The organism is Ruegeria sp. AD6 (genome assembly GCF_056542325.1).
Map to the genome: position 1 here is coordinate 385,532 of NZ_JBQFZQ010000001.1, position 23,693 is coordinate 409,224.

The window sequence follows — 23,693 nt, forward strand, 5'->3', positions numbered from 1 at the left end:
CAGCGCGGATGCAGACAGAATTCTCGATCCAGACGCAAGGCCCCGGACTCTATGAATTCACCAAGGATGTGCATCGCTGGCTGAACCCGGTGGCGAAGGATGGCGTATTGACGCTGTTCGTTCGCCACACCTCATGTTCTTTGCTGATTCAGGAAAACGCTGACCCCGAGGTGCAGACCGATCTGCACGCGTTTTTTGAACGGCTTGTACCGCCCTCGAACCATCCCTCGATGGCCTATCTGCGCCACACATATGAGGGGCCGGACGATATGCCAGCGCATATCAAGGCGGCGCTTATGCCGGTCTCGCTTTCGATCCCGGTCTCTGGGGGTCGTATGGCACTTGGCACATGGCAGGGGATTTACCTGTTCGAACACCGGACCGCACCGCATCGCCGTTTGGTCGCTGCGCATCTGGGGTAACCCTTTATCTAGGGGTTGAAAATTCCGACTACCCAAATCCTAGCGGCTGCCCTATAGTTGTGGATAAGTAAGCCGTAGCGCTTACAAAAAGAGGCCGAACATGGGACGAGGAGACGGCGGATGCGCTGCCCGTTTTGCGGAAATATCGACACTCAGGTGAAAGATTCACGCCCTGCAGAGGATCACGTCGCGATCCGCCGACGCCGCTTTTGTCCGGCCTGCGGGGGTCGGTTTACCACCTATGAGCGCGTGCAACTGCGCGATCTGGTGGTGATCAAAACCAACGGCAAACGCGAGGATTTTGACCGCGACAAGCTGGAACGGTCAATCCGCATCTCGATGCAGAAACGCCCTGTTGATCCCGAGCGGATCGATCAGATGATCTCGGGGATTGTCCGGCGTCTGGAAAGCATGGGAGAGACCGACATACCCTCCGAAAAGATCGGTGAGATTGTCATGGAAGCTCTGGCGCGGATCGACACCGTCGCCTATGTTCGCTTTGCGAGTGTCTACAGAAACTTTCAGGCGGCCGATGATTTCGAGGAGTTTGTCCACGAACTGCGCCCGCCGCAGCCTCCGACGGACGAGTGAGCGAAACAGATAAGCGATTTATGGCGCTGGCCTTGTCATTGGGTCAGCGCGGGCAAGGGTCATGCTGGCCCAACCCGGCAGTCGGGTGCGTTGTCGTGCAGGGTGGCCGGATTGTTGGACGTGGATGGACTCAACCCGGCGGGCGACCCCACGCGGAAACCGAGGCTTTGGCTCAGGCAGGAGACGCGGCCAGGGGCGCGACGGCCTATGTGACGCTGGAACCCTGTTCGCATCACGGCAAGACACCGCCCTGCGCTGCTGCCCTGATCGAGGCCGGCGTCGGGCGTGTTGTTGCAGCCGTGGAAGACAGTGATCCCCGCGTGGCAGGGCAGGGCTTTGCCATGTTACGCGAAGCCGGGATCGAGGTTGAAACCGGCGTTCTGGCCGAGCAGGCCGAACGGGATCTGGCAGGCTTTTTTCTGAAGACCGAGCAGGGCCGACCTTTTGTTACCCTGAAACTGGCCAGCAGCTTTGACGGGCGCATTGCCACCCAGACCGGGCATAGCCAGTGGATCACGGGCCCCGAGGCGCGCCGGGCCGTTCACGCGATGCGCGCGCGCCATGATGCGGTGATGGTGGGGGCAGGCACGGCGCGGGCGGATGATCCGTCGCTGACCGTGCGTGATCTGGGCGTCGCGCAACAGCCTGTGCGCGTTGTCGTGTCCCGCCATCTCGACCTGCCGCTTATGGGGCAGCTTGCCCGCACAGCAGCCGAAGTTCCGGTCTGGCTGTGCCACGGCCCCCATCCCGATGCCGAGCGTGCGCGCGCATGGGACGGGCTGGGCGCGCGCCTGATCCCCTGTGCCTTGCAGGATCACCATATTGATGCGGCGGATCTGTTGCAGCAACTGGGTCAGGCCGGGCTGACCCGAGTGTTTTGCGAAGGCGGGGCCGCGCTTGCTGCCTCACTATTGGAAAAGGACCTGGTGGATGAGCTGGTCGGCTTCACCGCGGGCCTGACCATCGGGGCCGAGGGTTTGGCCGCAGTTGGTCGGTTGGGGCTGGAAAAGCTGGACGCGGCCCCCCGGTTCGAACTGATCGAAACCCGCGCTATCGGTCCCGACATCCTGCATCGTTGGCGACGTCCAACGCAGTGACGTTCAAGTCAGCGCCACAAATGCGCATGTGTGGCAAACGCCCCCTGTAGCTTGGACAGCAACCGGTTCAAAGGCCCCGTTGGCGCGGCCGTGTCACTCACCAACCGATCAACGGCGACTTCGACCGGGCAGGGCTGTCCGGTCAACGGATCCATGTAGCGCGGGTAATCAATCAGCGTCGCATGAACCAGCCCCATCAAGGACGGGCGCGCGCCGCGCCGGACAGGCACCGCGCCCAGATCGTTTGTCAGCCCCCAACCGGCATAAAAGGGCGCGCCCAGCGTCGTGACCTGAACTCCGCGCAAAAGCGCCTCGAAACCCAGTAGCGAGGTCATGGTCCAGACTTCGTTCACATGAGGCAGTAAAGACGCCGGATCGCAATTGTCGAGGATCAGATCCGCCAGTTCCTCCGCCTCAATGCGCCCCTCACGCAGCCCGGCTTCGACATCGGGATGAGGTTTGTAGATCAAAACGGCGTCCGGATTCGCCTCCCGCGCGGTTTGCAGAAGCTCAAGATTGGTGCGCACGCTGCTGGTGCCCAACAGGATCGAGGCATCATCCTCCACTTGTCCCGGCACAAGAATGCGGTGCCCATCTGGCAGGGTCGGCGCGGGCTGGCCGGTATTGTATTTGCTCAGACCGTCCGAGAGCAGCCTGCTGACCAGCCGTTCGGCCCGCCGTTCCTGATCGGGGCGCAGGGTTTCGCGCTGGGCGATCAATTCCTCCAACCGGCTAGGCCGTGTGGGGTCGTAGTAAATCCCCAGATCGTCCGACACCAGTGACAGAGGCGGAACCAGCTCGGCCCCCAATCCGCGCGAGCGCAAAAAGCCATCCTCGACCCGAATGGCCCCTTCGGCATCTCGGGCCTGACTGGCCCAGACCATGTGGGGGCGATCGGACGTTGTCGGCGGGGCCGAGGTGAATTGCATCTTTTTGTGACACCCAAACATCTGTTGCAGATGCTTGCGCTTCCACAGCCGCATGCCCGACGCGGTCCAGCCAAACCGATCCTGCCGCCACGCGCGGCTCAGCGCTTCGAGTGTGTCCAGAACGGTTTCCAACTCGCACAATTGGTCCCGATATGGGTCGTACCAGACTGGGTAAAGCAGCATGGATGCCGCGAACAATTGCGGTCGGGTCAGATTGCGGGTGCGGCGCGGGATTGGGTCTTCATCCTGCGTCAGCCCCCAACCCGCATAGAAAGGCTGCCCAAAGACGCGGGGCTTGTGACCGGCCAGAATAGCCTCGAACCCCAGTTGCGACGACAGTGTGTAAACAGCAACCGCGCCTTCCAGCAGGGACCACGGGCTGATCGGGTCGCTTAGAAAGGACACCCGGTCAGACAGGTCCTGATCGCTGAAATGCCCCGCGCGATGACCGGCCTGCGTTTCCGGGTGCGTTTTGATGAGAATCCTTGCGCCGGGGTTCTCTTCTTGCGCGATTACCAGCATTTCTCGGAAGCGGGCATAGTCGCCGCCACTGGCCGTTACCGCCGCATCGCCTTGGGTCTGATCGATGACCAGCACATATCCGGGGTCGGGCGGTGCAATATCCAGTTCAAAGGCCGAGTATTTGCTGAGATGCAGGTCTTTCAGTCGCGCGATTGCCCCCCGAGCCCGGTCCAGCAGCGCAGTGTCATCCAGCGGGTGCATGGCCAACAGGGTCTCAAGATCAGATGGTGCGGACGGGTCGAAATGCAGACCTGTTCGATCCACCAGCAGGCCCAGCGGCGCTTCGCCCTGACGACCGGGGTGAAGCGAGCGCAGAAACGCGTCTTCGACCCGCAGGACCGGGGCATCGTACTTACCCGCAACCCGCAGGCCGCGATGGGCGGTCGGACTATTGCCCCAAACCCCAACCATGTCACCGGGTTTCGGCAGGCCCAGACGAATGTCATAGCCAGCCAAGGACAGGATGCGCCGAATGCGCCGATTGGTCAGAAATCCCCCATTATACACAAACAGCCGAGAGCGCTCCGCCCCGGCTGCGGTGTCCATTTCGGGGGTCACGGATCAGTTGCCGGTCAGGGTCGCGACGTTTGCAACCGGAGTCAGCCCGCCCGCGATAAGCGAGATCGATTTGCTCCACTGCGCATAAGGCGCTTCGGTCACGTAGATCGTGTCGTCGTCGCGGATGACAAAGTCACGGGCGATGAACAGGCCATTCGGCGCGGTGAGGTTGAGCAGGTAGATCATCCGCTGATCGCCTTGCAACTCGGCCCGGCCCGTCACGCTGCGGGCGATGTCCTGACGTTCTTTCCGCAGGATGAAAATCCCAGTCGGATCCGATGACAGGCCTTGCAGGCCGCCGACCTGCGCCAGGGCTTCCAAAGCTGACAGGTCCTGAGTGTCAAAGGCGATACGAGATTGCCCGCCGGTTGCGCCAAGCGCGATGTAGGACCGGCTGTCCGCCTCGACCAGGATACGGTCGCCGCCACGCAGCGCCACATCCAGCCTTGGATTGGTGAACAGGTCTTCATACCAGACCGTACCCTTTTGGTCGCCCCGGATCAGGGTGACCAGCGCAATGTCCGATCCGACGGCCACGCCGCCCGCCTGAGACAACATGCCCAGCAATGTGCGGGTGGGGCGTTCAATCGGGTAAATACCGGGGGCTCCAATTGTGCCTGTCAGCGACACGGTCGAGCCATCGCCGGCAACGCGGCGCACCTCGACCTGCGGGTCAGGGGTTTGTTCCTGCAAGCGGTTGGTGATCAGGATGCGCAACTGCTCGGGCGTGTTTCCGGCGGCGCGCAGGCGTCCGGCATAGGGTACAAAGATGAAACCTTCGCTGTCGACTTGCACTTCGTCCAGCGCAGTGGCCGAGCCGGTTTCGCCAGCCAGCAATCCGTCATCCACGTTTTCCCAGATGGTCAGGCCCAGAACATCGCCGGGGCGCACCGTATCGGCCGCCACGCTTTGCGCACTGCTGAACGACGACGAAAAGCCAAACTGCGGAACGCTGGAGGTTGCCCGTGTGACGCGATCATCAACTTCAACCACGAAGGCATTGCCGCCATTTTCGACCGAGCCTGCCAGAATCTCTGATTTGTTCGGTCCGGATTTGGGAAGCTGACACGCGGCCAAAAGGCCGCAAAGGCCCACAAGGGTAATCCCCCGCATCCATCGGATTGGAAAGCTCTGCACTGCCGATGATCCTCAGTATTCTTAGTTTTGGGAAACTTACCCGCTTCGGGATACAACATCCAGCAGAGGATGCCCCATTTCACTCAACGAGCCGCAACTGTGGCGTCAGTGCCTCGTTGTTTCTGAGGACACTCTGATAAGGATCGTTGGCGCGCAACATCATATCTGCGGCGCGGCGCAGCAGTTGCCGGCGCCCCCGGCGCGAATAGAACCCGCCCGGAACCTGACTGGTTTCCAGCAGGAACTGACGATAGATGCGGTAGGCCTTGGCATCCGGCATCCCGGGGTTTGCATAGAAATCTTCGATGGCTTGATGCGACACGAATTCGGGTTTGTCATAGACCGATTTGCCGAAAATCCGCAGCGGAATGCCCCGCCACAGCACCTGTTGACCAGCCGTTGAGTTGATTGTGACGGCCGAGTTCGCCTCGTCCAGCAGTTTGGCCAGTTTGCCGCCCGGCACATAGTGAACGCGATCTTCGATCCCATGCGCACGTGCCCTCTGACGCACGTGGCGGCGCAGCGGTTCGCGGTGGTTTTCCAACGGGTGTTCCTTGATCACCAGCCGGTGGTGCCCCGGTGCGCCCTTGGCGAAACCCGCAATCATCTGTTCGAGAAACTCGCTCATCCCTGAGTAATCGGAGTGCGACTGAACCGAGCTGTCGTGGCCCAGTTGCAAAAGGACAAGGTGATAGGGGTGCGGGCTTTTGCGAACCAATCCCGTGGACCAACCCCTTTGAATGCGATGAAACGGCATCAGCGCCAGCCGCTTGAAATACAAGCGGAATTCTTTTGACACCGGCAATTCCCGATGCGGGCGGAAGTTCCGGTAACGGCGGTTCAGGAACAAGACGAACCAATGGTAGAGCGCACCGTAGAAGATGTGCTGGCGCATGTCCCCCCAATGGGACGGCGGCGGGGATTGCGTGTCCGAATGCTCGAGCGCCTGTTGCATATCCTCGACATTCAGCGACATGAGGCGCGAGTTTCCGTTCGAGCCGCCACGCTCATACGTGACCCACCAGGGCCTTAGATACCCTTCCTCGAACACATGCACGGTGATGCCGCGCGACCGCGCGATTTCAACGGCGCGCGCATGCACCGGGCGGGTGTCGCCATACAACACAATGTCGGTCACGCCTTTTCCGACGATCAGGTCAATCAGGGTTTCGGACCAACGATCCGGCGTGTCGCGAAAAGGGATATAGCTGGATTTGTCGAACCAGAACGCCCGATCACCTGCGTTGAACCCCACGCGCCAGACTTGCGCGCCCGATGCCTGCAACATCCGCCCAAGGGCGCTGAAAAACGGCCCATGGGGCCCCTGAAGAAACAGGAAGACGCGGTTATTTCGGGCGGTGGTTGAGTGGTTCATCTTGGTGACAATATCCAAACTTCTGGGCGAATCTATGCCGTATCTCGCCAGTTTTTTGTTCAATCCGGCCTTTTTTACCGTGTCGGGTCCTTGCCCGCGCAAGGGGATGGGCGTACCTCAGCTTGTGAAAACACGCTCAGGTTAGGGAACGAGGGTTAACAGGATGTTTACAGGGATCGTCACCGATGTCGGCACTGTCACCGAGTTGGAGCAGCAAGGCGACCTGCGCGCCCGCATCCAGACTGCCTATGACACGTCCGGCATCGATATCGGGGCGTCGATTGCCAGCGATGGCGTGTGCCTGACCGTGATCGCGCTGGGCGACGATTGGTATGACGTTCAAATCAGCGCCGAGACGGTGTCTAAAACCAACCTGAACAGCTGGACCACCGGATCGCGGGTGAACTTGGAACGCGCCTTGAAGGTGGGTGACGAACTGGGCGGTCATATCGTCTCGGGCCATGTCGATGGCGTTGCCGAGGTTGTTGCGGTTGAGGATGAGGGCGACAGCACAAGGGTCACGTTGCGCGCGCCTGCGGATCTGGCGCGGTTCATTGCGCCGAAAGGGTCGGTTGCGCTGAACGGAACCTCGCTGACCGTCAATGACGTGGACGGTCGTGATTTTGGTATCAACTTTATCCCGCATACCAAAGAGGTCACGACCTGGGGTGATGTTGCTGTCGGGGATCACGTTAACCTCGAAATCGACACGCTGGCCCGGTACGTCGCCCGCCTGGCCGAGATGTCCTGACCGCGAAATACGTCGCGTCCTGACAGGCCAGCGCCGTTTGCGCTCTGGCCTTTGGGCGCAGTGTGGTCTATCCCGCCTTGCAGAAATGCTCTTGTGAAAGGCTGCCCCATGAGCTTTGAAACCCCCGGTCCGGTCGAGGCCCAACTGCGTGACGCGATCAGCCCGATCGAAGAGATCATCGACGAGGCGCGCAAGGGCCGGATGTATATCCTGGTCGATCACGAGGATCGCGAGAACGAAGGCGATCTGGTGATCCCGGCTGAATTTGCCGATGCCGAGGCGATCAACTTCATGGCCACCCATGGGCGCGGGCTGATCTGTCTGCCGATGACCGCCGAACGCGTGGATGCTCTGGGCCTGCCGATGATGGCCGTGAACAACTCGTCGCGTCACGAGACGGCCTTCACCGTGTCGATTGAAGCGCGCGAGGGTGTATCCACCGGGATTTCCGCCGCCGACCGCGCGCTGACGGTGGCAACTGCGATCAACGAGCAGAACACGATGGCCCATATCGCAACCCCCGGCCATATCTTCCCACTGCGTGCCAAGCGGGGTGGGGTACTGGTGCGTGCAGGCCATACCGAGGCCGCCGTAGATATCTCGCGTCTGGCGGGGCTGAATCCGTCGGGTGTCATCTGTGAGATCATGAAGGCTGACGGCACCATGGCGCGTCTGCCCGATCTGGTGGAATTCGCGCAAGAGCATGACATGAAGATCGGTACGATCAGCGATCTAATCACCTACCGGTCGCGCAATGACAATCTGGTAGTCGAAACCTCGCGTGAAACCGTCAACTCGGAATATGGCGGCGAATGGGAGATGCGGATTTTCACCGATCAGACGCACGGCATCGAGCATGTGGTGATGGTCAAAGGCGATGTGACTACACCAGAGCCGGTTCTGACCCGCACCCACGCCCTGCACGAAGCGCCGGATATTCTGGGCCTCGGCCCCAAATCCTCGCGCGAGTTGCCGCGCGCGATGGAGAAGATCGCAGAAGAGGGGCGCGGCGTGGTCTGCCTGTTCCGGCAGCCGCGTAACTCGCTGTATGCGGCCGAAGATGAAGGCCCGCGCACGATCAAGCAAACCGGTCTGGGCGCGCAAATCCTGTCCAAGATGGGCATTCAGGAACTGGTGCTGCTGACGGACTCGCCTGAAACCGTATATCTGGGGCTCGACGCGTTTGGCCTGTCCATCGTCGGTACCCGTTCGATCCTGAAGGAAGACTGATCATGGCTGCTCAAGACGAACATGGCGTTTTGCCGACACCCAAATTCGACAAGCCGGTGAAGCTGTTGATCGTGGCGGCCCCTTTCTATCGCGCGATTGCAGACAACCTGATCGCCGGTGCGAAGGCCGAGATCGAAGCAGCTGGCGGCGCCTGTGAGGTTGTCGAGGTGCCCGGCGCGCTGGAGATCCCCACCGCCATCGCTATGGCGGACCGCCAGTGCAATTTCGACGGCTATGTCGCACTGGGCTGCGTCATTCGCGGTGAGACCACGCACTATGAGACTGTCTGCAACGACTCCAGCCGCGCCATTCAGTTGCTGGGCCTGCAGGGCCTGTGCATCGGCAACGGCATCCTGACTGTGGAAAATGACGATCAGGCCGAAGTTCGCGCCAACCCCGAAAAGATGAATAAAGGCGGCGGCGCGGCTGCTGCGGCCTTGCATCTGATCGCGCTCAGCCGTAAGTGGGGCTCTTCCAAAAAGGGCGTCGGATTCAAGCCGCCGTCCGAGTCCATCCTTGTGGCGGGCGACAGCAACGGACCCTCGACAGCATGACCAAGACAGACGCGCCGAAACCGGCCAACCAGAAACGCCTGATGAAATCCGCCGCCCGGCTTTATGCCGTGCAGGCGCTGTTCCAGATGGAGCAGTCGGGCCAGACGACCGAAGCCGTCGTGAATGAGTTTCTGGATCACCGGTTTGGCGCTGTCTATGAAGGGGACGAGATGCTGGATGGCGATATCAGCGTCTTCCGCTCGCTGGTGGACAATGCTGTGAACTATCAGGCTCCGATTGACCAGATGACCGACCGTGCGCTGGTCGCCAAATGGCCGATCTCGCGCATCGATCCGACCCTGCGGGCGCTGTTCCGCGCCGCCGGGGCCGAACTGACCCAAAGCGACACGCCGCCCAAGGTGGTTATCACCGAATTCGTCGACGTCGCGCGCGCCTTCTTCCCTGAAGGCAAAGAGCCGAAATTCGTCAACGCCGTGCTGGACCACATGGCGCGTGAGGCCCAGCCCGAGGCGTTCTGAGCCACATCACCGGACGACAAGAATAAGGCGCAGACTCGAAACCGAGCTGCGCCTGAACGTTTGCAATACACTTGTTAAAACAAGCCTCCGGTGTCCACCACTCACAGTTTTATCCAAAGACACCAGCACTTTAACGGAAATCCTCTGACGCGCCACCTATCGATTCCGATAGCGCTGCGGATCGATCAGGCCCAGCTGCATCGCGCGGACCAAGGCGGATTCGCGGGTTGGGGCCTGCAGTTTGTCACGCGCGTTTTTCAGATGGGTGCGTATCGTGATCTCGGACAGGCCCAATTGTTCAGCGATCCTGTCGTTGCGGTGGCCAAGCGCCAGCAGGTTCAGAACCTGCAATTCCCGCAGTGTCATGTCCGGCGCGGTCGGTGCGATGCTGGCGATGTCGTAGACACGGCCATGATTGCTGGGGATGTCCGACCCCAGATTGGTGGCCAGCACGGTGGCCAAGACGCGCATGTCCCGCTGCTGTTCGGTCATCATCAACTGGACGTCCTGTTGGTCCGAGGCCAGCACGACCAGCTTGGTCTCGTTGTCGGGGCAGGGCACGACCAGAGAATACAGGTGGATATATCCGGCCTTCTCCAGATCGTGGTTCAGACCCAGCGCCTTGTCGGAATGGCCATCCGACGGTTTCAGGCTTGCGGCCTGCACGTAAAGGCTTTCCTTGCCGTTCTGAACCTGCGCCAGCATGGGGTCCGCTTCGGCATAGCCTTGCGTGTCGTAGCGGTTCAGCCAGCCCTTGGACATCGAACTGCGCACCCAATGGATCGCGCCGGTCTCGGGCGTGAAGCACACCATGTTCAGCGCGTTGAATCCGATCTCGGCCAGCCGGTCTAACGTGAACTCCCACCGTTCCTGATCGTCGTGACGCAAAGACAGCGCTTCGAGTAGGTCAAGCGCGAACAGGCTGAGGGCATTCATTGAAACTCCGCATACAGTGTCGCACCCCGGCGGGGCGCGGTTTACTCTGTTCGACCATGCGCTATCCTCGTGGCATCAGACAAGGAGCTTTGTGATGCCCAAACTGATCCGCCTTTACATTACGCAAGTTGCATGGGGATTTGTGATCTCGGCTGTGTTTGTCGGCGTGCTGCTGGCGCTGAATGTCGCGAACCTGCGGGGGCTGATTTTCGGGTCCGAGGTCGGGTTGATCGCGCTTGCGATGATCTGGTTCATGAACGGGATCGTCTTTGCCGGGGTGCAGTTCGCCTACAAGATCATGAGCATGGCCGAAAAGCCCGGTGGTCCGCGTCGCGGATCGCCCGTCGTGCACAGCTTCAAGCCCGCTATGGCCAAGCAGGAAGCCCGCGCAGAGCGCTGAATTTCAGGGGAAAAGTGGCGGGACCGCCAGCCAACCGTGCGGTGTGATTCCCGAGGACCTGTATGTACAGGTGGGCGCCGGGTAATCAGGCCAGGACCTGAACAGAGCCAGCCCCCTCGGAATTGCTTAAGGCCACCAGAATGCTACCTGTCACAAGAAGGGCAGAACCCGCCAAGCGCTTAGTTAGGGCGTCTGACGGGTTCGCACAAGGGGTCACGCATCAACAGTTTCGTGCAATGCCGTGCGCATCTTGCCGAAATGCTCGTCCCAGCCGTTGTCCAGCGCCAGGATAAGGCCGAAGGCGTCGGCATTCTGCGGCAGGCCTTCGTGCAACAGGCTCAGACGCGTTCCGCCCGCAACCGGAGTAAGCGTCCATTTGACCACGCTGACGGCGTCGCCCATGGGTTTCACGGTGAAGGTGTATTCCAGATATTCCGGCGCGCGCGCCTCGCGGACGTCGCCCCAGATCAAAAGGTCGCCGCTGGTGGTTCCGTACATCTCAAGCTTTTGACCCTTGGCCAATGGGCGCTGGGGTTTGTGGAACCATTCCGCCAGCCTATCGGGCTCGGTCAAATAGGCCCATACGGTTTCCGGTTCGGCCCGCAGAAAAATCGTTTTTTGTAATACAGATTTGGTCATTTGTCTTTCCTTTCAATAGCTTCCTTGAGAGAGTTGAGGCGGTCATCCCAGAACTGGTCAAAGTAGCTGAGCCAGTCCAGAACCGGGGCCATACCGCGGGGTTCTATGCGATTGATGCGTTCACGACCGCGCGCCTCAACCGTGATCAACCCGCCATCAGACAGGACCGTCAGGTGTTTCTTGACGGCGGCGCGGGTCATGTCGAAGCGGTCCGTCAGTTGGCCGATTGTCATATCCTCGCACGCCAGCAGTTTGACGATGTCACGCCGGGTAGGGTCGGCCAGCGCACGAAACGCGTTTTGGGTTAGGGTCTGCATTTGTCACCTCGGTAAAGATACCATTTGGTATCATATTAATGCAGTACCATACGGTATCATGTCAAGTCCCGTGCGGAGGCTTTACATTTGTTCACGAATTGTTCACATTTCTCACATGACACTGGATCTGCAACCCGGACAGAAACTTGCGCGTGGCGTGGCGCGTCACCTGACCGCGCATGGTTTTGTTTCCGTTGAGGAATTCGTTCCGGCGCGTGGCCTGCGCGTCGATGTGATGGGGCTGGGCCCGAAGGGTGAGCTTTGGGTGATCGAGTGTAAATCCAGTCGCGCCGATTATCAGTCGGATTCGAAATGGCAGGGCTATCTGGAGTGGTGCGACCGATTCTTTTGGGCCGTGGATACCGAGTTCCCGACCGAGCTGTTGCCCGAGGAAACCGGCCTGATCATCGCCGACGCTTATGATGCAGAGATCATCAGAATGGCACCCGAAGACAAGCTGGCCCCGGCGCGGCGCAAGAAGATGATCCAGAAATTTGCAACCGACGCGGCCCGCCGTCTGCTGGCGCTGCGTGATCCGCGAATTTGAAGCTGGTCAGTCTTTGACGGCGCGCGCCGCCTGTGCTGCTGCGCGCAGTTCGTCGGCGATTTCTTCAGCCTCTTCGGGGTCGAAATCCATTGGAATTTCGATGCCATCGGCCTCGATGAACAAACGCACCATCCCCTGATCGGTAGGCCCGATCTGAAGGTTGGCCTGAATGTCTCGTTCGGTGTTGATACCCATACGCGCCTCCGGGACTGAGCACTCGTGCTAGCGCGCGCGGGGTTGAGAATCAAGCCGCCAATGCGCTCAGATATGGCATGGCAAATGTGGATCTCAGACAATTCCGGGCCGAAGATGCTCCGTGGCTGGTTGAACGGCACGGCACGCTTTATGCGCGGGACGAAGGCTTTGATGAGACATTCGCCCCGCTGGTGGCGCGTATTCTCGACGACTTCATCGCGGATCATGATCCGACCTGCGAGCGCGGCTGGATCGCCGAGCGGGACGGAGAGCGGTTGGGCAGTATCTTTTGCGTCAGGCTGGATGACCAGACGGCAAAACTCCGTCTGTTCCTCTTGGTGCCCGAGGCGCGCGGTTTGGGGCTGGGCAAGCGGCTTTTGGCAACCTGTATGGGTTTTGCTCGGGCTGCCGAATACAGACAGATGCAGCTATGGACCCATGAAAGCCACAAGGCCGCCTGCGCGCTGTACAAGGCCACCGGTTGGCAGTTGGTGGACAGCAAACCGGTGCGGTCTTTCGGGGTCGATCTTGTCGAACAAAGCTGGAAAATTCAGCTTTAATCCTCTTGCATTCCCCGGGCGCGTTCGGTAAATCGCCCCTCACGAGTGCCGCCTTAGCTCAGTTGGTTAGAGCGCTGGATTGTGGATCCAGAGGTCCCCTGTTCAAGCCAGGGAGGCGGTACCACTTCCCCAATATGAAACACAAAACTCGCGCTTTTTGGCGGGTCATTGCGGTGTGCCAATGGCGCGCCTGAATTCAGCGCGCCAGGTTCAGTTTGAACTTCATCTTGCTCTGTTTCGCGGCGGGCAAATGCCGGTTCAGGCGTTTGTTGACCAGTCCAAAGCCCCAGATGATCACCAGCGTCAGCAGGATGAAGTAGAAGGCCAGAATCGGGTAAGGCACAAACGGGTTGAACGTCTTGTCCGCGAAATAGCTGGCGTAATACAGCGCATCTCCGCGTTGTTGCCAGGCGGGGAAGGCCGAGAAGAAGACCAGCGTTGTGGCGTGGAACAGAAAGATCGCCTCATTCGTGTATGCAGGCCATGCCAGTCGCAACATAGTGGGCCATACAATCCGGCGGAAGCGGGCCCAGCCGGTCATGCCATAGGCATCCGCCGCCTCGATATCGCCTTTGGGGATCGAGCGCAGGGCGCCATAGAAGATCTCACCCGTATAAGCGGCGGTATTGAGGAACAGAACGATCAGCGCCCCCAGCCAGGCCGACGTGAAGGCGTCGAACATCGGATAGGGTTTCTTCAGCGACAGGAAGAAGAAATAGGCAAAGAAGAACTGGATGAACAAAGGCGAGCCGCGGAACAGAAAGATGAACCATTCCGCAGGCTTGCGCATCCATTTGTTCGGGGACGCCTTGCCGACGGCCAACGCGGTGGCCAGAAAGAACCCGGTCGCAAGGGCCATGATCCCGAAATAGACATTCCAGATCATGCCCGAACCAATCAGCGTGAACTGCTCGCACAGGGTAAAGTCGGATTTGGGCAACAAGCGCTCGCCAATGCCGACAGAGCGGAGGGCGTAGTCCTGAATTGTCTGGATGCAACTCATGCCCGGGCTCCTTGCAAAGGAGACCGCGTGCGCGAAAGCCATTGCATTGCAATCGCGTGCGGCACCCGGTTGAGGTTTTGAAGCGCGATTGTCATGCCGTCGTCTCCTTGCGCAGCAACTCTCCGCCCGCGGTGGCCTGACCGTGGGACAGGCGGCGCATCAGCTTTTCAAGCACGATTTCCGAGATGCGGGTCATGCCGAGATAGAAGATCAGCAGGAACAGGAAGTACCACATGCGCCAGTCGCCATGCGGGTAATCGGTGAAGCGCGAGGTTTTGGTGCCACCCAACTCTCGGGCCCAATAGACGATGTCCTCGATGCCCAGCAGGAACAGCAGTGGCGTCGCCTTGATCAGCACCATCCACAGGTTCGACAGGCCGGGCAGGGCGTAGACCCACATTTGCGGCACGAGGATACGCCAGAACGTCTGGCGGCGGGTCATGCCATAGGCTTCGGCGGTCTCAAGCTGGGCATGCGGAACCGCCCGCATCCCGCCGAACAGCACGTTGGCTGCAAACGCACCGAAGACGATCGAGAAGGTGATGACGGCCAGCACGAACCCGTAGGTTTCGTGTACCCATTCCGGTGCGCTACCCAAGGGCAGTTTTGCGGCCTGACAGACGATGAAGTCATTGCCCTGACGCACCGGGTCGGTCCATTCGGGACACATAACTTGGTGGCGTGTCCATTCGAACGCCTGATCCAGAGCAATCACAAAGAACAGAAAGAACGCGATGTCGGGCACGCCGCGTACGACCGCGATGTATCCTTTGCCCAACCAGCTGAGCGGAGCGAAATGCGACCGGGCTGCCATTGCACCTGCAAACCCGAAACTCAGCGCGACCGGGGCGGTCACGGCCAGCAACCCGAGGACCTTCAGAAACGACAGGTAGAACGACCAGTGCACACCGTTGGTCAGGTAGCACGAGAACCAGCGGAACGTGCCCAGCGTGTCGGGATCAGCGCAATAGGAAAACATACGGCGTCTTTCGAACGTCAGCCCCGGCGCAAGGCCAGGACAGGTTCGGCGCTATGAGGGGCGCCGAACCCATGTGTGCAGATCAGTTGGTGACGACCGAACCGTCAGAGTTATAGGTCGGCACGCCTTCGCCGAACCACTTGACGATCAGCTCGTTCAGCGAGCCATCGGCCTTCATCGAGGTGATCGCCTCGTCGAACTTGCCGCGCAGCTCGCCATCGGATTCGCGGATGCCCAGGCCAATGCCGCCGCCCAGCGGGACGTCATCACCGACAAAGACCAGCTCACCACCGGATTCCTCGACGATCGGGACCAGGAAGTCCTTGTCGGCGAAGACAGCGTCAGCCTCACCGTTGCGGACGGCTGCGATGGTTTCTTCCGGGGTTGCGAATTCAACCAGAGTCGCGCCGGATTCGGCGACGTGACCGGCCTGAATGGTTGCAGTCTGCGCCGCAACGATGCCGCTGCTCACGTCAACGCCATCAGATGCGCCGACATAGGCCGAGGCTGCAGGCGGGAAGTAGTTCTGAGTGAAATCAATAACTTCATCGCGTTCGTCGGTGATCGACATGCCCGCGATGATGGTGTCGTAGTTGCCCGAAACCAGGTTCGGAATGATCGAATCCCAGTCGTTCTTGACCCATTCGCAGTCCAGATTAGCGCGTTTGCACAGCTCGTCGCCCACTTCACGCTCGAACCCGTCGATCTCGCCGGCGTCGTTGATGAAGTTATACGGAGGGTAGGCGCCCTCGGTCCCCATGCGGACCGTGTCGGCCATGGCGATACCGGCGGTTAGGGCCAGCGCTGCGGTGGACAGAATCAGGTTTTTCATTGGTTACTCCCCAGTTTGGTTCTGTTTTTGAAACTATGCCGCCTGAGTGGCAGAGAGAAAGCCCCGAAGCCGTTCGGATTCGGGAGAGGTAAAGATATCTTCGGCCGTGCCCTCTTCTTCGATCCGGCCTTGGTGCAGGAACACGACATGGCTGGAGATATCCGCTGCCATCTTCATGTCATGGGTCACGATGATCATCGTCCGCCCTTCGGCGGCCAGGTCCTTGATGACCTTGATGACTTCCTGCTCCAACTCGGGGTCCAGCGCCGAAGTCGGCTCGTCAAACAACAGCGCCTCGGGCTCCATGCACAGGCCGCGCGCGATGGCCGCGCGTTGCTGTTGGCCGCCGGACAGTTGCGCGGGGTAGACGTCGCATTTGTCACCGATGCCAACCTTTTCAAGGTACTTACGCGCGCTGTCTTCCACTTCGGCCCTGTCACGGCCCAAAACGGTTACCGGAGCTTCCATGACATTTTGCAAAATGGTCATGTGCGCCCACAGGTTGAACTGTTGAAACACCATCGACAGGTTGGTGCGAATGCGCAGGACCTGCTTGGGATCGGCAGGGCGACGTCCGTTTCCTGACCCGTTCCACTTCACCGGCTCGCCCTTGAACATGATCTCGCCCTGCTGGCTGTCCTCCAACAGGTTGCAGCAACGCAGAAGGGTGGATTTGCCAGAGCCGGATGAGCCAATCAGGGACACGACGTCGCCGCGTTTTGCGGTGATGTCCACGCCCTTGAGCACCTCGAGATTACCGAAGCTTTTGTGAAGGTTCCTGATCTCGATTACGGCAGATGCGTCTGACACGGAAGGTCCAGTTGTTGTTGGTATTGGTGCGGTAATAGGGCGGAAAAACGGGCGCAATGCAATGCGCAAATCACAGATTCGTGCGGTTAATCAACCAAAATGGCCAGAGGGTATGACCAAATCGGTCAGCTTCTGCGCGAAAATGCTTCGGGCGTGGGCGGAGTTGGAACCGCAAGGTATTGATCCGCCGGAATATCGATCAACCCGCAGATGTGAAGCCGCCGCCTGTCATCATCCGAAAGGTCCACAATGGCGGACCGAACAGCCTTGGCGATCTGGTCCGCATCTTGGCCGAGCGAGGTTATGAACGGCAAGGCAGGGGTCGGGGTCGTGCGGGCGATTTCGCGTAAACGGCTGCCCAGATCTGTATGCTCTTTCAGCAACTCCCATGTCAGCGCATCCAACGAGGCAAAGTCTGCGCGACCCTCCGCCACGGCCTGAGCGGACAGCGCGTGGCCGCCTGTTTCCAAAAGCTGGGTCGGAGCCAGACCCAGCGCGGTCAGATGCGTGATCGGGGCAGCCCAACCGGATTGAGACAGCGCCTCATTATACGCAAAAATTCCGTTGGTCAGATCGCCCAGATCGCGCGGATCATTCGCACGGGCGACAAGGACCGAGCAATAATGGCCAGCGGGGCATCCGGGCAGGTCGTAATCCGGGGTGCCAACCAACTGCACCTGACCATGCAGCCGGGTGCGGTAGGGCATCCCGCAGGTCTGGGCAAAAATCAGAGCGGAATCCTGCCAGACGTCCCAGACATCTCGGGATCGGTCCAGATGCTGCGGGCCATAGCCCAGATTCGCATGGATCAAAGACCAGAATCGGTCATTGGCGGCGCGCAGGGCGGGCATGTCATACATGCCCAGCATCGCTGTCACGCTTTTGCAGCCTTCTGACGGGCGCGCGCCGAATCCACGTCGCTGACGCCCAACAGGCTAACAACCAGACGCAGCAGCGAATCCTCTTCGCCGGTGCGCTGACCATCGGCCAGCGCGACTGACCACATAGCCTGAACCACGGCCATACGATCCTCGTAGGCGACGGCCTCTTTTATGGCGCGGGTAAAGCGGACGGTGTCGGGGGCTTCGGCCTCAAGGTCTTCGGCCTGGGCGCGCAGGGCTGCGGCCTCGAACGGTGACAGGCCATAGCGCTCGGCCGAGACCTTGTCGATCCCGGCCATTTCAGTGTCGGCATAGTCATTGTCGGATCGCGCGATGCGGACCAACAGGGCCGTCAGGGCCAGCCGGGCATCGTTTTCGACCAACGGGTCGGGATCGGGCTGGGTCAGCCGGGACAGAAAATCACTAAACATGACACAGATATAGACGTGGCTTAGCTGGCTTCCAAGCGGCTTTGCACACGTTCGCGCGCGGCCTTGCTGTCGTTAAAGCTGAGCCCCATGGCAGCGCGGGCTTCCTCGACGATCTTGATCTCACCCTCATCCGAGTCGCCATCGGCCAGCACCACCTCCCACAGGGCGTCCAGCGCGGCCATGCGCTCCTCAAGACCCGTGGTCTCGCGGATCAGCTTGCCGAACGTGTCGGTTTCGGGGGCGGCTGCATGCAGTTTCTCGCAGGTTGCGCGCACCTTGGCGGCTTCGATTGCGTTATGCTGATAAAGGCGCGCCAGAATCCGGTCGATCAGGCTGATTTCTTCCAGCTTGTAATCGCGATCCGCCTGCGCCACCCGCACCATCAACGCCCCCAACGCCAGTTCGGCATCAGGGTCAGGCAGTTGCTGGGTCTGAGGCGGTCTGAACGCCTGAAAGAACTTTTTCAACATGAGGTCAGGTTAGTCCATATTTTGTGGCGCGCCAAGCTGGGACTACCCGTCATAGGCATGAATCTTCACAAGATCGCCGAGAGCGACCGAATCCCGCCCAGCCTTGGCGAATTGGTATCCGCATTTTTGTGACACGTCGGGATACTGAGATTGTCCGGTCCCTGAATCTAGGTCACCAGACGCCTACTTGGCGTAGTCGATGGCGCCACGTGCCTGTTCCGTCAGCCATGCCACCATCTGGCGATAGGGCACTGGGCCATAGCTGACACGCGCCACGCCCAACGTTGCCAATCGCGGTGTGTCCGGGGTGCCGGGCAGGGCGATGATGTTGACCGGCAGCTCCGTTGCTGCGCAGAGCTGCTCAATCATCGCTTCGTCCTTCAGGCCGGGGGCAAAGAACCCGCTGGCCCCGGCGGACTGGAACGCCGCCGCACGGGCAACCGCGTCGTCCAGCATGGCTGCGTTATGCGTGTCGGCGTGCGCTTTCAGGAAGATATCGGTCCGGGCGTTGATATAGGCCGGAACCCCTGCCGCATCACACGCCTTGCGCATCGCTTCAATCCGTGTGGCCTGCTCGGCAATGGGGTAAAGGCCATCACCGCCGACGATCTGATCCTCGAAGTTGAAGCCCACCACCCCGCAGTCCAGGGCCCGCAATACGTTTTCCGCAATCCCGTCAGGATCAGCGGCATAAGCCCCCTCAAAATCCAGAGAAACAGGCAGATCGACCGCGGCCACAATGCGTTTTGCATTGTCCAAGGCGGCCTGCAGCGGGATATTCTCGCCGTCCTTGAACCCCTGCGCCATCGCGACCGGGGCACTGCCGGTCGCGATCGCCTGCGCACCTGCGTCGCGCACGGCCGCGGCGCTGCCTGCGTCCCAGATGTTGAACAGGATGACCGGATCACCTTTCTTGTGCAGGCGGGTGAAGGTTTCGGCGTGTTGGGCTTGGGTGGTCATGGGGTATCTCCTGTCGAAGCTTGTTCAACAGTTAACCCCATGCCGGGCATTCGCTAAGCGCTTAATTGTGTCGGTACATCACTTTGCAGCGACCGGATCAGACCAGACGCGACGTGTCCTTGGCCGCGCGCACAAAGTCGCGGAACAAAGGGTGCGGATCGAACGGTTTGGATTTCAATTCGGGGTGGTATTGCACACCGATGAACCACGGATGATCCGACCATTCGACGATTTCCGGCAACCGGCCATCGGGGGACATGCCCGAGAAATTCAGGCCCGCCTTTTCCAGCTTGTCGCGATACTTGATGTCCACCTCATAGCGGTGGCGGTGACGTTCCTCAATCTGAGTGCCGCCATAGACCTCTGCCACTTTGGAGCCGTCGGCCAGAACCGCGTTATAGGCCCCCAGCCGCATTGTGCCGCCTTTGTCATCGCCGACCTTGCGCTCGACCTTGTGGTTGCCCTGCACCCATTCTTTCAGGTGGTAAACCACGGGTTCAAACCGCCGCTTGCCCGCTTCGTGGTCAAATTCCTCGGACCCTGCCTCGGCGATGCCCGCCGCATTGCGCGCCGCTTCGATCACGGCCATCTGCATCCCCAGACAGATACCCAGATAGGGCACCTTGTGCTCACGTGCATATTGCGCCGCTTTGATTTTGCCTTCGGTTCCACGCTCGCCAAACCCGCCGGGCACGAGGATCGCGTGGAAGCCTTCCAGATGCGGGGCGGCGTCTTCGGTGTCGAAAATCTCGGCATCCACCCACTCGACCTTGACCTTGACGCGGTTGGCCATGCCGCCATGGGTTAGCGCCTCGGCAATCGATTTATAGGCGTCTTCCAGCTGGGTGTATTTGCCAACGATGGCCACCTTCACCTCGCCCTCGGCGTTGTGGATGCGGTCACTGACGTCTTCCCATTTGGCCAGATCGGGCTTGGGTGCAGGGCTGATCTGGAACGCATCCAGAACCGCCTGATCCAGACCCTCGCGGTGATAGGCCAGCGGGGCGTCGTAGATGGTCGAAAGATCCTGCGCCGCGATCACGCTGTCCGGGCGCACGTTGCAGAACAGTGCCAGCTTCTCGCGTTCCTTGGTCGGAATCGGTCCTTCCGAGCGGCAAACCAGAATATCGGGGGCCAGACCGATGGACCGCAGTTCCTTGACCGAGTGCTGGGTCGGCTTGGTTTTCAACTCACCCGACGCCTTGATATAGGGCAGCAGCGTCAGGTGCATGAACAGGCACTGACCGCGCGGCTTGTCCTGGCTGAACTGACGGATGGCTTCGAAAAAGGGCAGGCCTTCGATATCGCCGACAGTGCCGCCGATCTCGCACAGCATGAAATCAACCTCATCCTCGCCGATGGCGATGAAATCCTTGATCTCGTTGGTGACGTGCGGGATCACCTGAATGGTTTTGCCGAGGTAATCCCCGCGGCGTTCCTTTTCCAACACGTTGGAGTAAATCCGCCCCGAACTGACCGAGTCGGTCTTGCGGGCCGCCACGCCGGTGAAACGTTCATAGTGGCCAAGGTCCAGATCGGTCTCGGCCCCGTCATCGGTGACGAAAACCTCGCCATGTTCAAACGGCGACATGGTGCCGGGATCGACGTTCAGATAGGGGTCCAGCTTGCGCAGGCGCACCGAATATCCCCGGGCCTGTAACAGCGCGCCCAAGGCCGCCGAGGCCAGTCCTTTGCCCAAGGACGAAACCACACCACCAGTGATGAAAATAAATCGCGCCATAGTTTTTCGGCTGCTCCCGTGAGAGGTCAAAATCAGCTGCCCGACGGTTTCGAAAAACCGCTGCATCACGGGACTTCACGTATAAAGGATTCGCGCGCATAGCGCAAGAGAACCGCAAGATGCTGTTGCAGTTCTCTTTCAGGTTTCTAGGTCTAGTGGATCAGTCGGCCTGCGGGATCAGCGGCGCGTTGTCGCCTTCTGCCGGAGGCAGCAGATCATCTGCCGACGGAACCGCAGGTGTGCTTTCTTCGGTTGCCGCAGGGGCCGGAACGCCCAGACGGTCGATCACCGAACTGCCCGAGGATTTCTGCGCCGCCAGAATGGTCAGCGTGATCGAGGTCACGATGAAGCAGGCCGCCAGAATCCAGGTCACTTTGCCCAATGCCGTCGCCGCTGCGCGGCCGGTCATGGCACCGCCGCCGCCGCCACCCATGCCAAGGCCACCGCCTTCGGACCGCTGCATCAGCACAACGGCAATCAGGCCCAAAGCCAAAAGAAGGTGGATGATGAGAACAACGTTTTCCATGGTGGTCCCGTGCAGCGTGACGTGTATCGCGTGGTACTTATGCAAGTTTCAACTTGGGGGCAAGACACGAGTTCACATCACCCCGCGTGATGTATCATATCACAGCAAAGGGACTGGACAGAGCGATAAATCCTGACGCAGGCTTCGGGCTATGCCTCATGACGATCCCGACCACCCGCACGCCCTTTTGCCACCCGAACCCGCGCTGCGCGTCAAGGCGCTGGAGACGATTCTGATCCGCAAGGGGCTAATCGATCCGGCAGCATTAGATGAGATCATCGACACCTACCAGAACAAGATCGGCCCGCAAAACGGCGCGCGCGTCGTGGCAAAGGCTTGGAGCGACCCTGATTTCAAAGCGGCACTGTTGGAAGATGCCACGCCGGTCGTTGCCGAGCTGGGGTACTACGGCCGTCAGGGTGAACACATGGTCGCCGTCGAAAACACGCCCCGGCAGCACAACATGGTCGTCTGCACCCTGTGCAGTTGCTACCCGTGGCCGCTGCTGGGTATCCCGCCCGGATGGTACAAATCCGATGCCTATCGCGCCCGTGCCGTGCGGGAGCCACGCAAAGTACTGGCCGAGTTCGGCGTTACCTTACCCGAAAGCACCGCAGTGCGTGTCTGGGATTCGACCGCCGAGATTCGGTACCTTGTGTTGCCGATGCGTCCCGAAGGCACAGAAGGTATGGGCGAGGATGAGCTGACCGCATTGGTGACACGCGACAGCATGATCGGGACGGGCTTGCCCAAGGTGCCCTCATGACACGTGTTCACGACATGGGCGGACGCTTTGGCGATGGCGAAATCCGGCCCGAGGCTGAGGACGCGCCGGTCTTTGCCGAAGACTGGCACGGGCGGGCTTTGGCCGTGACGCTGGCTGCCGGTTTTCTGGGGCAGTGGAACATCGACATATCTCGCCACGCGCGCGAGCGGTTGTCGCCCAAGGATTACACCTGGTTTTCCTACTATGAGAAATGGCTCTCGGGCCTTGCCGATCTGTTGGTCGAACAAGGCGTGCTGAGCCTGGATGATCTGCGAGGGGCCGGAGATGATGCGCCGCATCCGTTGACGGACAAGACGCTGAAGGCCGAGGCTGTCGCCGCTGCACTTGCAAAGGGCGGACCAGCAGATCGGCCTTCAAACGTTGCCGCGCGTTTTACGATCGGTCAGCAGGTGGTGACAGCGCGACCAGCTGCCAATCGCTTTGTCGATGGTGGTCACACGCGCTTGCCTGTCTATGCTGCCGGCGCGCGAGGTCGTATCCTGCGATTGCATGGCACCCATGTCCTGCCAGATTCCAACGCTCATCGTTTGGGTGAAGCACCGGAACCGCTATATGCCGTTGTCTTCCCAGCGTCCGAGCTTTGGGCCGCCCCCGAACACCCGGATGATGAGGTCGTGCTGGACCTCTGGCAAAGCTATCTGGAGCCCGCATGAGCGACTGCACCACCCATACTGCGCCGGAACCGGTGTTTGCCGAGCCCTGGCACGCGCAGGTCTTTGCCGTAACGGTTGCCCTGAATGAAGCCGGACGTTTCGGCTGGCCCGATTGGGCGGCCCGGTTTTCGGACACGTTGAAGCGCAACGGGCTGGACCGTGAACTGGATGGCGGTGACGACTATTTCCTCGCCTGGCTGGAAACGCTCGAAGGGTTGCTGGTCGAACAGGGCGCGGCGCTGCCGGAAGACGTGCAGATGCTTCACCGCGCATGGGAGCAGGCGTATCTGACCACACCCCATGGCCAGCCCGTCCACTTGCGACCAGGCGGGTAGGGGGCGCTGCCCCCGCCGCCCGTTCCGGGCGTCTCCCCCGAGATAT

The 23,693-nt window shown here is 60.4% G+C and carries 30 protein-coding genes and 1 tRNA gene; 14 read left to right on the forward strand and 17 right to left on the reverse strand.

The window, feature by feature from the left end; genetic code table 11:
- Positions 1-8: 8 nt before the first annotated feature.
- The 3 genes from ACR0KJ_RS01770 to ribD all read left to right on the forward strand — a co-directional run bounded on the left by ACR0KJ_RS01770 (position 9) and on the right by ribD (position 2,110).
- Positions 9-422, forward strand: coding sequence for a secondary thiamine-phosphate synthase enzyme YjbQ (locus tag ACR0KJ_RS01770; RefSeq protein WP_170734496.1), 414 nt, complete (start codon positions 9-11; stop codon positions 420-422).
- A 120-nt stretch (positions 423-542) separates the two neighbouring features.
- A complete protein-coding gene (nrdR, locus tag ACR0KJ_RS01775) occupies positions 543-1,013 on the forward strand; it encodes a transcriptional regulator NrdR (protein WP_170451578.1) in 471 nt (156 codons plus the stop codon).
- The gene (gene ribD / locus ACR0KJ_RS01780) at positions 1,010-2,110 is read left to right on the forward strand and encodes a bifunctional diaminohydroxyphosphoribosylaminopyrimidine deaminase/5-amino-6-(5-phosphoribosylamino)uracil reductase RibD (protein WP_480625843.1); all 1,101 of its coding nucleotides are present in this window, start codon (positions 1,010-1,012) and stop codon (positions 2,108-2,110) included. Before nrdR ends, ribD begins: the two co-directional genes overlap by 4 nt.
- Positions 2,111-2,118: 8 nt before the next feature.
- Here ribD and ACR0KJ_RS01785 read toward each other — a convergent pair whose 3' ends face one another.
- The 3 genes from ACR0KJ_RS01785 to ACR0KJ_RS01795 form a co-directional block, all read right to left on the reverse strand.
- Positions 2,119-4,107: a capsular polysaccharide biosynthesis protein gene (locus ACR0KJ_RS01785; RefSeq protein ID WP_480625844.1), complete on the reverse strand. Its 1,989-nt coding sequence runs from the start codon at positions 4,105-4,107 to the stop codon at positions 2,119-2,121.
- Between the two features lie 15 nt (positions 4,108-4,122).
- Positions 4,123-5,256, reverse strand: a complete 1,134-nt coding sequence (locus tag ACR0KJ_RS01790; RefSeq protein ID WP_480581718.1) for a polysaccharide biosynthesis/export family protein — start codon at positions 5,254-5,256, stop codon at positions 4,123-4,125.
- 79 nt (positions 5,257-5,335) lie between these two features.
- Complete coding sequence (locus ACR0KJ_RS01795; RefSeq protein WP_480625845.1) at positions 5,336-6,631, reverse strand: capsule biosynthesis protein; 1,296 nt, start codon at positions 6,629-6,631, stop codon at positions 5,336-5,338.
- A gap of 163 nt (positions 6,632-6,794) precedes the next feature.
- Between ACR0KJ_RS01795 and ACR0KJ_RS01800 the strand changes: the two genes are divergently transcribed.
- The 4 genes from ACR0KJ_RS01800 to nusB all read left to right on the forward strand — a co-directional run bounded on the left by ACR0KJ_RS01800 (position 6,795) and on the right by nusB (position 9,645).
- Positions 6,795-7,382 (forward strand): riboflavin synthase, encoded by a 588-nt coding sequence (locus ACR0KJ_RS01800; RefSeq protein WP_170451568.1) that lies wholly within the window; start codon positions 6,795-6,797, stop codon positions 7,380-7,382.
- A gap of 108 nt (positions 7,383-7,490) precedes the next feature.
- Positions 7,491-8,612 (forward strand): 3,4-dihydroxy-2-butanone-4-phosphate synthase, encoded by a 1,122-nt coding sequence (ribB, locus tag ACR0KJ_RS01805; protein WP_170621575.1) that lies wholly within the window; start codon positions 7,491-7,493, stop codon positions 8,610-8,612.
- A gap of 2 nt (positions 8,613-8,614) precedes the next feature.
- Positions 8,615-9,166, forward strand: a complete 552-nt coding sequence (locus ACR0KJ_RS01810; RefSeq protein WP_170621576.1) for a 6,7-dimethyl-8-ribityllumazine synthase — start codon at positions 8,615-8,617, stop codon at positions 9,164-9,166.
- Positions 9,163-9,645, forward strand: coding sequence for a transcription antitermination factor NusB (gene nusB / locus ACR0KJ_RS01815; protein ID WP_170621577.1), 483 nt, complete (start codon positions 9,163-9,165; stop codon positions 9,643-9,645). Before ACR0KJ_RS01810 ends, nusB begins: the two co-directional genes overlap by 4 nt.
- Before the next feature lie 156 nt (positions 9,646-9,801).
- Here the strand turns inward: nusB and ACR0KJ_RS01820 are convergent, their stop codons facing one another.
- On the reverse strand, positions 9,802-10,581 hold the full coding sequence (locus ACR0KJ_RS01820; RefSeq protein WP_480625846.1) for a response regulator transcription factor: 780 nt from the start codon (positions 10,579-10,581) through the stop codon (positions 9,802-9,804).
- A gap of 94 nt (positions 10,582-10,675) precedes the next feature.
- Between ACR0KJ_RS01820 and ACR0KJ_RS01825 the strand changes: the two genes are divergently transcribed.
- Complete coding sequence (locus tag ACR0KJ_RS01825) at positions 10,676-10,981, forward strand: hypothetical protein (protein ID WP_170621579.1); 306 nt, start codon at positions 10,676-10,678, stop codon at positions 10,979-10,981.
- A 213-nt stretch (positions 10,982-11,194) separates the two neighbouring features.
- Here ACR0KJ_RS01825 and ACR0KJ_RS01830 read toward each other — a convergent pair whose 3' ends face one another.
- Both ACR0KJ_RS01830 and ACR0KJ_RS01835 read right to left on the reverse strand, forming a co-directional pair.
- Positions 11,195-11,620 (reverse strand): SRPBCC family protein, encoded by a 426-nt coding sequence (locus ACR0KJ_RS01830; RefSeq protein WP_170621580.1) that lies wholly within the window; start codon positions 11,618-11,620, stop codon positions 11,195-11,197.
- Complete coding sequence (locus ACR0KJ_RS01835; protein WP_480625847.1) at positions 11,617-11,937, reverse strand: ArsR/SmtB family transcription factor; 321 nt, start codon at positions 11,935-11,937, stop codon at positions 11,617-11,619. Before ACR0KJ_RS01835 ends, ACR0KJ_RS01830 begins: the two co-directional genes overlap by 4 nt.
- A 115-nt stretch (positions 11,938-12,052) precedes the next feature.
- Here ACR0KJ_RS01835 and ACR0KJ_RS01840 point away from each other — a divergent pair, with 115 nt between their 5' ends.
- Positions 12,053-12,484 carry an MmcB family DNA repair protein gene (locus ACR0KJ_RS01840; RefSeq protein WP_170451551.1) on the forward strand — a complete coding sequence of 144 codons (432 nt, stop codon included), beginning with the start codon at positions 12,053-12,055 and terminating at the stop codon, positions 12,482-12,484.
- 6 nt (positions 12,485-12,490) lie between these two features.
- On the opposite strand, the gene ACR0KJ_RS01845 is transcribed toward ACR0KJ_RS01840, so the two are convergent.
- Entirely contained in the window at positions 12,491-12,679 is a 189-nt protein-coding gene (locus tag ACR0KJ_RS01845) for a DUF6324 family protein (RefSeq protein ID WP_170451549.1), read from the reverse strand.
- Between the two features lie 77 nt (positions 12,680-12,756).
- Between ACR0KJ_RS01845 and ACR0KJ_RS01850 the strand changes: the two genes are divergently transcribed.
- Together ACR0KJ_RS01850 and ACR0KJ_RS01855 are read left to right on the forward strand one after the other, a co-directional pair.
- Positions 12,757-13,239, forward strand: coding sequence for a GNAT family N-acetyltransferase (locus tag ACR0KJ_RS01850; protein ID WP_170451547.1), 483 nt, complete (start codon positions 12,757-12,759; stop codon positions 13,237-13,239).
- A 47-nt stretch (positions 13,240-13,286) separates the two neighbouring features.
- Positions 13,287-13,363, forward strand: a tRNA-His gene (locus ACR0KJ_RS01855).
- Positions 13,364-13,435: 72 nt separating this feature from the next.
- Here ACR0KJ_RS01855 and ACR0KJ_RS01860 read toward each other — a convergent pair.
- The 10 genes from ACR0KJ_RS01860 to secG all read right to left on the reverse strand — a co-directional run bounded on the left by ACR0KJ_RS01860 (position 13,436) and on the right by secG (position 21,872).
- Positions 13,436-14,242 (reverse strand): ABC transporter permease subunit, encoded by an 807-nt coding sequence (locus ACR0KJ_RS01860; RefSeq protein WP_170451545.1) that lies wholly within the window; start codon positions 14,240-14,242, stop codon positions 13,436-13,438.
- 91 nt (positions 14,243-14,333) lie between these two features.
- The gene (locus ACR0KJ_RS01865) at positions 14,334-15,221 is read right to left on the reverse strand and encodes an ABC transporter permease subunit (protein WP_170517773.1); all 888 of its coding nucleotides are present in this window, start codon (positions 15,219-15,221) and stop codon (positions 14,334-14,336) included.
- Between the two features lie 82 nt (positions 15,222-15,303).
- On the reverse strand, positions 15,304-16,053 hold the full coding sequence (locus ACR0KJ_RS01870) for a transporter substrate-binding domain-containing protein (protein ID WP_170451541.1): 750 nt from the start codon (positions 16,051-16,053) through the stop codon (positions 15,304-15,306).
- 33 nt (positions 16,054-16,086) lie between these two features.
- Entirely contained in the window at positions 16,087-16,863 is a 777-nt protein-coding gene (locus ACR0KJ_RS01875; RefSeq protein WP_170451539.1) for an amino acid ABC transporter ATP-binding protein, read from the reverse strand.
- Positions 16,864-16,988: 125 nt separating this feature from the next.
- Positions 16,989-17,741, reverse strand: a complete 753-nt coding sequence (locus tag ACR0KJ_RS01880; RefSeq protein ID WP_480625848.1) for a phosphate/phosphite/phosphonate ABC transporter substrate-binding protein — start codon at positions 17,739-17,741, stop codon at positions 16,989-16,991.
- Positions 17,738-18,175 carry a tellurite resistance TerB family protein gene (locus ACR0KJ_RS01885; RefSeq protein ID WP_480625849.1) on the reverse strand — a complete coding sequence of 146 codons (438 nt, stop codon included), beginning with the start codon at positions 18,173-18,175 and terminating at the stop codon, positions 17,738-17,740. Before ACR0KJ_RS01885 ends, ACR0KJ_RS01880 begins: the two co-directional genes overlap by 4 nt.
- Before the next feature lie 20 nt (positions 18,176-18,195).
- On the reverse strand, positions 18,196-18,645 hold the full coding sequence (locus tag ACR0KJ_RS01890; protein ID WP_170451533.1) for a tellurite resistance TerB family protein: 450 nt from the start codon (positions 18,643-18,645) through the stop codon (positions 18,196-18,198).
- 183 nt (positions 18,646-18,828) lie between these two features.
- Positions 18,829-19,605: an isocitrate lyase/PEP mutase family protein gene (locus ACR0KJ_RS01895; RefSeq protein WP_170451531.1), complete on the reverse strand. Its 777-nt coding sequence runs from the start codon at positions 19,603-19,605 to the stop codon at positions 18,829-18,831.
- 97 nt (positions 19,606-19,702) lie between these two features.
- The gene (locus ACR0KJ_RS01900) at positions 19,703-21,346 is read right to left on the reverse strand and encodes a CTP synthase (protein WP_170451529.1); all 1,644 of its coding nucleotides are present in this window, start codon (positions 21,344-21,346) and stop codon (positions 19,703-19,705) included.
- A 160-nt stretch (positions 21,347-21,506) separates the two neighbouring features.
- Complete coding sequence (gene secG, locus ACR0KJ_RS01905) at positions 21,507-21,872, reverse strand: preprotein translocase subunit SecG (RefSeq protein ID WP_170453086.1); 366 nt, start codon at positions 21,870-21,872, stop codon at positions 21,507-21,509.
- A gap of 151 nt (positions 21,873-22,023) precedes the next feature.
- On the opposite strand from secG, the gene nthA reads away from it, so the two are divergent.
- Genes nthA through ACR0KJ_RS01920 form a run of 3 tightly spaced genes read left to right on the forward strand, consistent with a single transcriptional unit; the run spans position 22,024 to position 23,647 of the window.
- Positions 22,024-22,638, forward strand: a complete 615-nt coding sequence (gene nthA, locus ACR0KJ_RS01910; RefSeq protein ID WP_170451527.1) for a nitrile hydratase subunit alpha — start codon at positions 22,024-22,026, stop codon at positions 22,636-22,638.
- Positions 22,635-23,312, forward strand: a complete 678-nt coding sequence (gene nthB / locus ACR0KJ_RS01915) for a nitrile hydratase subunit beta (RefSeq protein ID WP_480625850.1) — start codon at positions 22,635-22,637, stop codon at positions 23,310-23,312. The genes nthA and nthB overlap by 4 nt, the downstream gene beginning before the upstream one ends.
- Complete coding sequence (locus ACR0KJ_RS01920; protein WP_480625851.1) at positions 23,309-23,647, forward strand: nitrile hydratase accessory protein; 339 nt, start codon at positions 23,309-23,311, stop codon at positions 23,645-23,647. The genes nthB and ACR0KJ_RS01920 overlap by 4 nt, the downstream gene beginning before the upstream one ends.
- Positions 23,648-23,693: the final 46 nt, after the last annotated feature.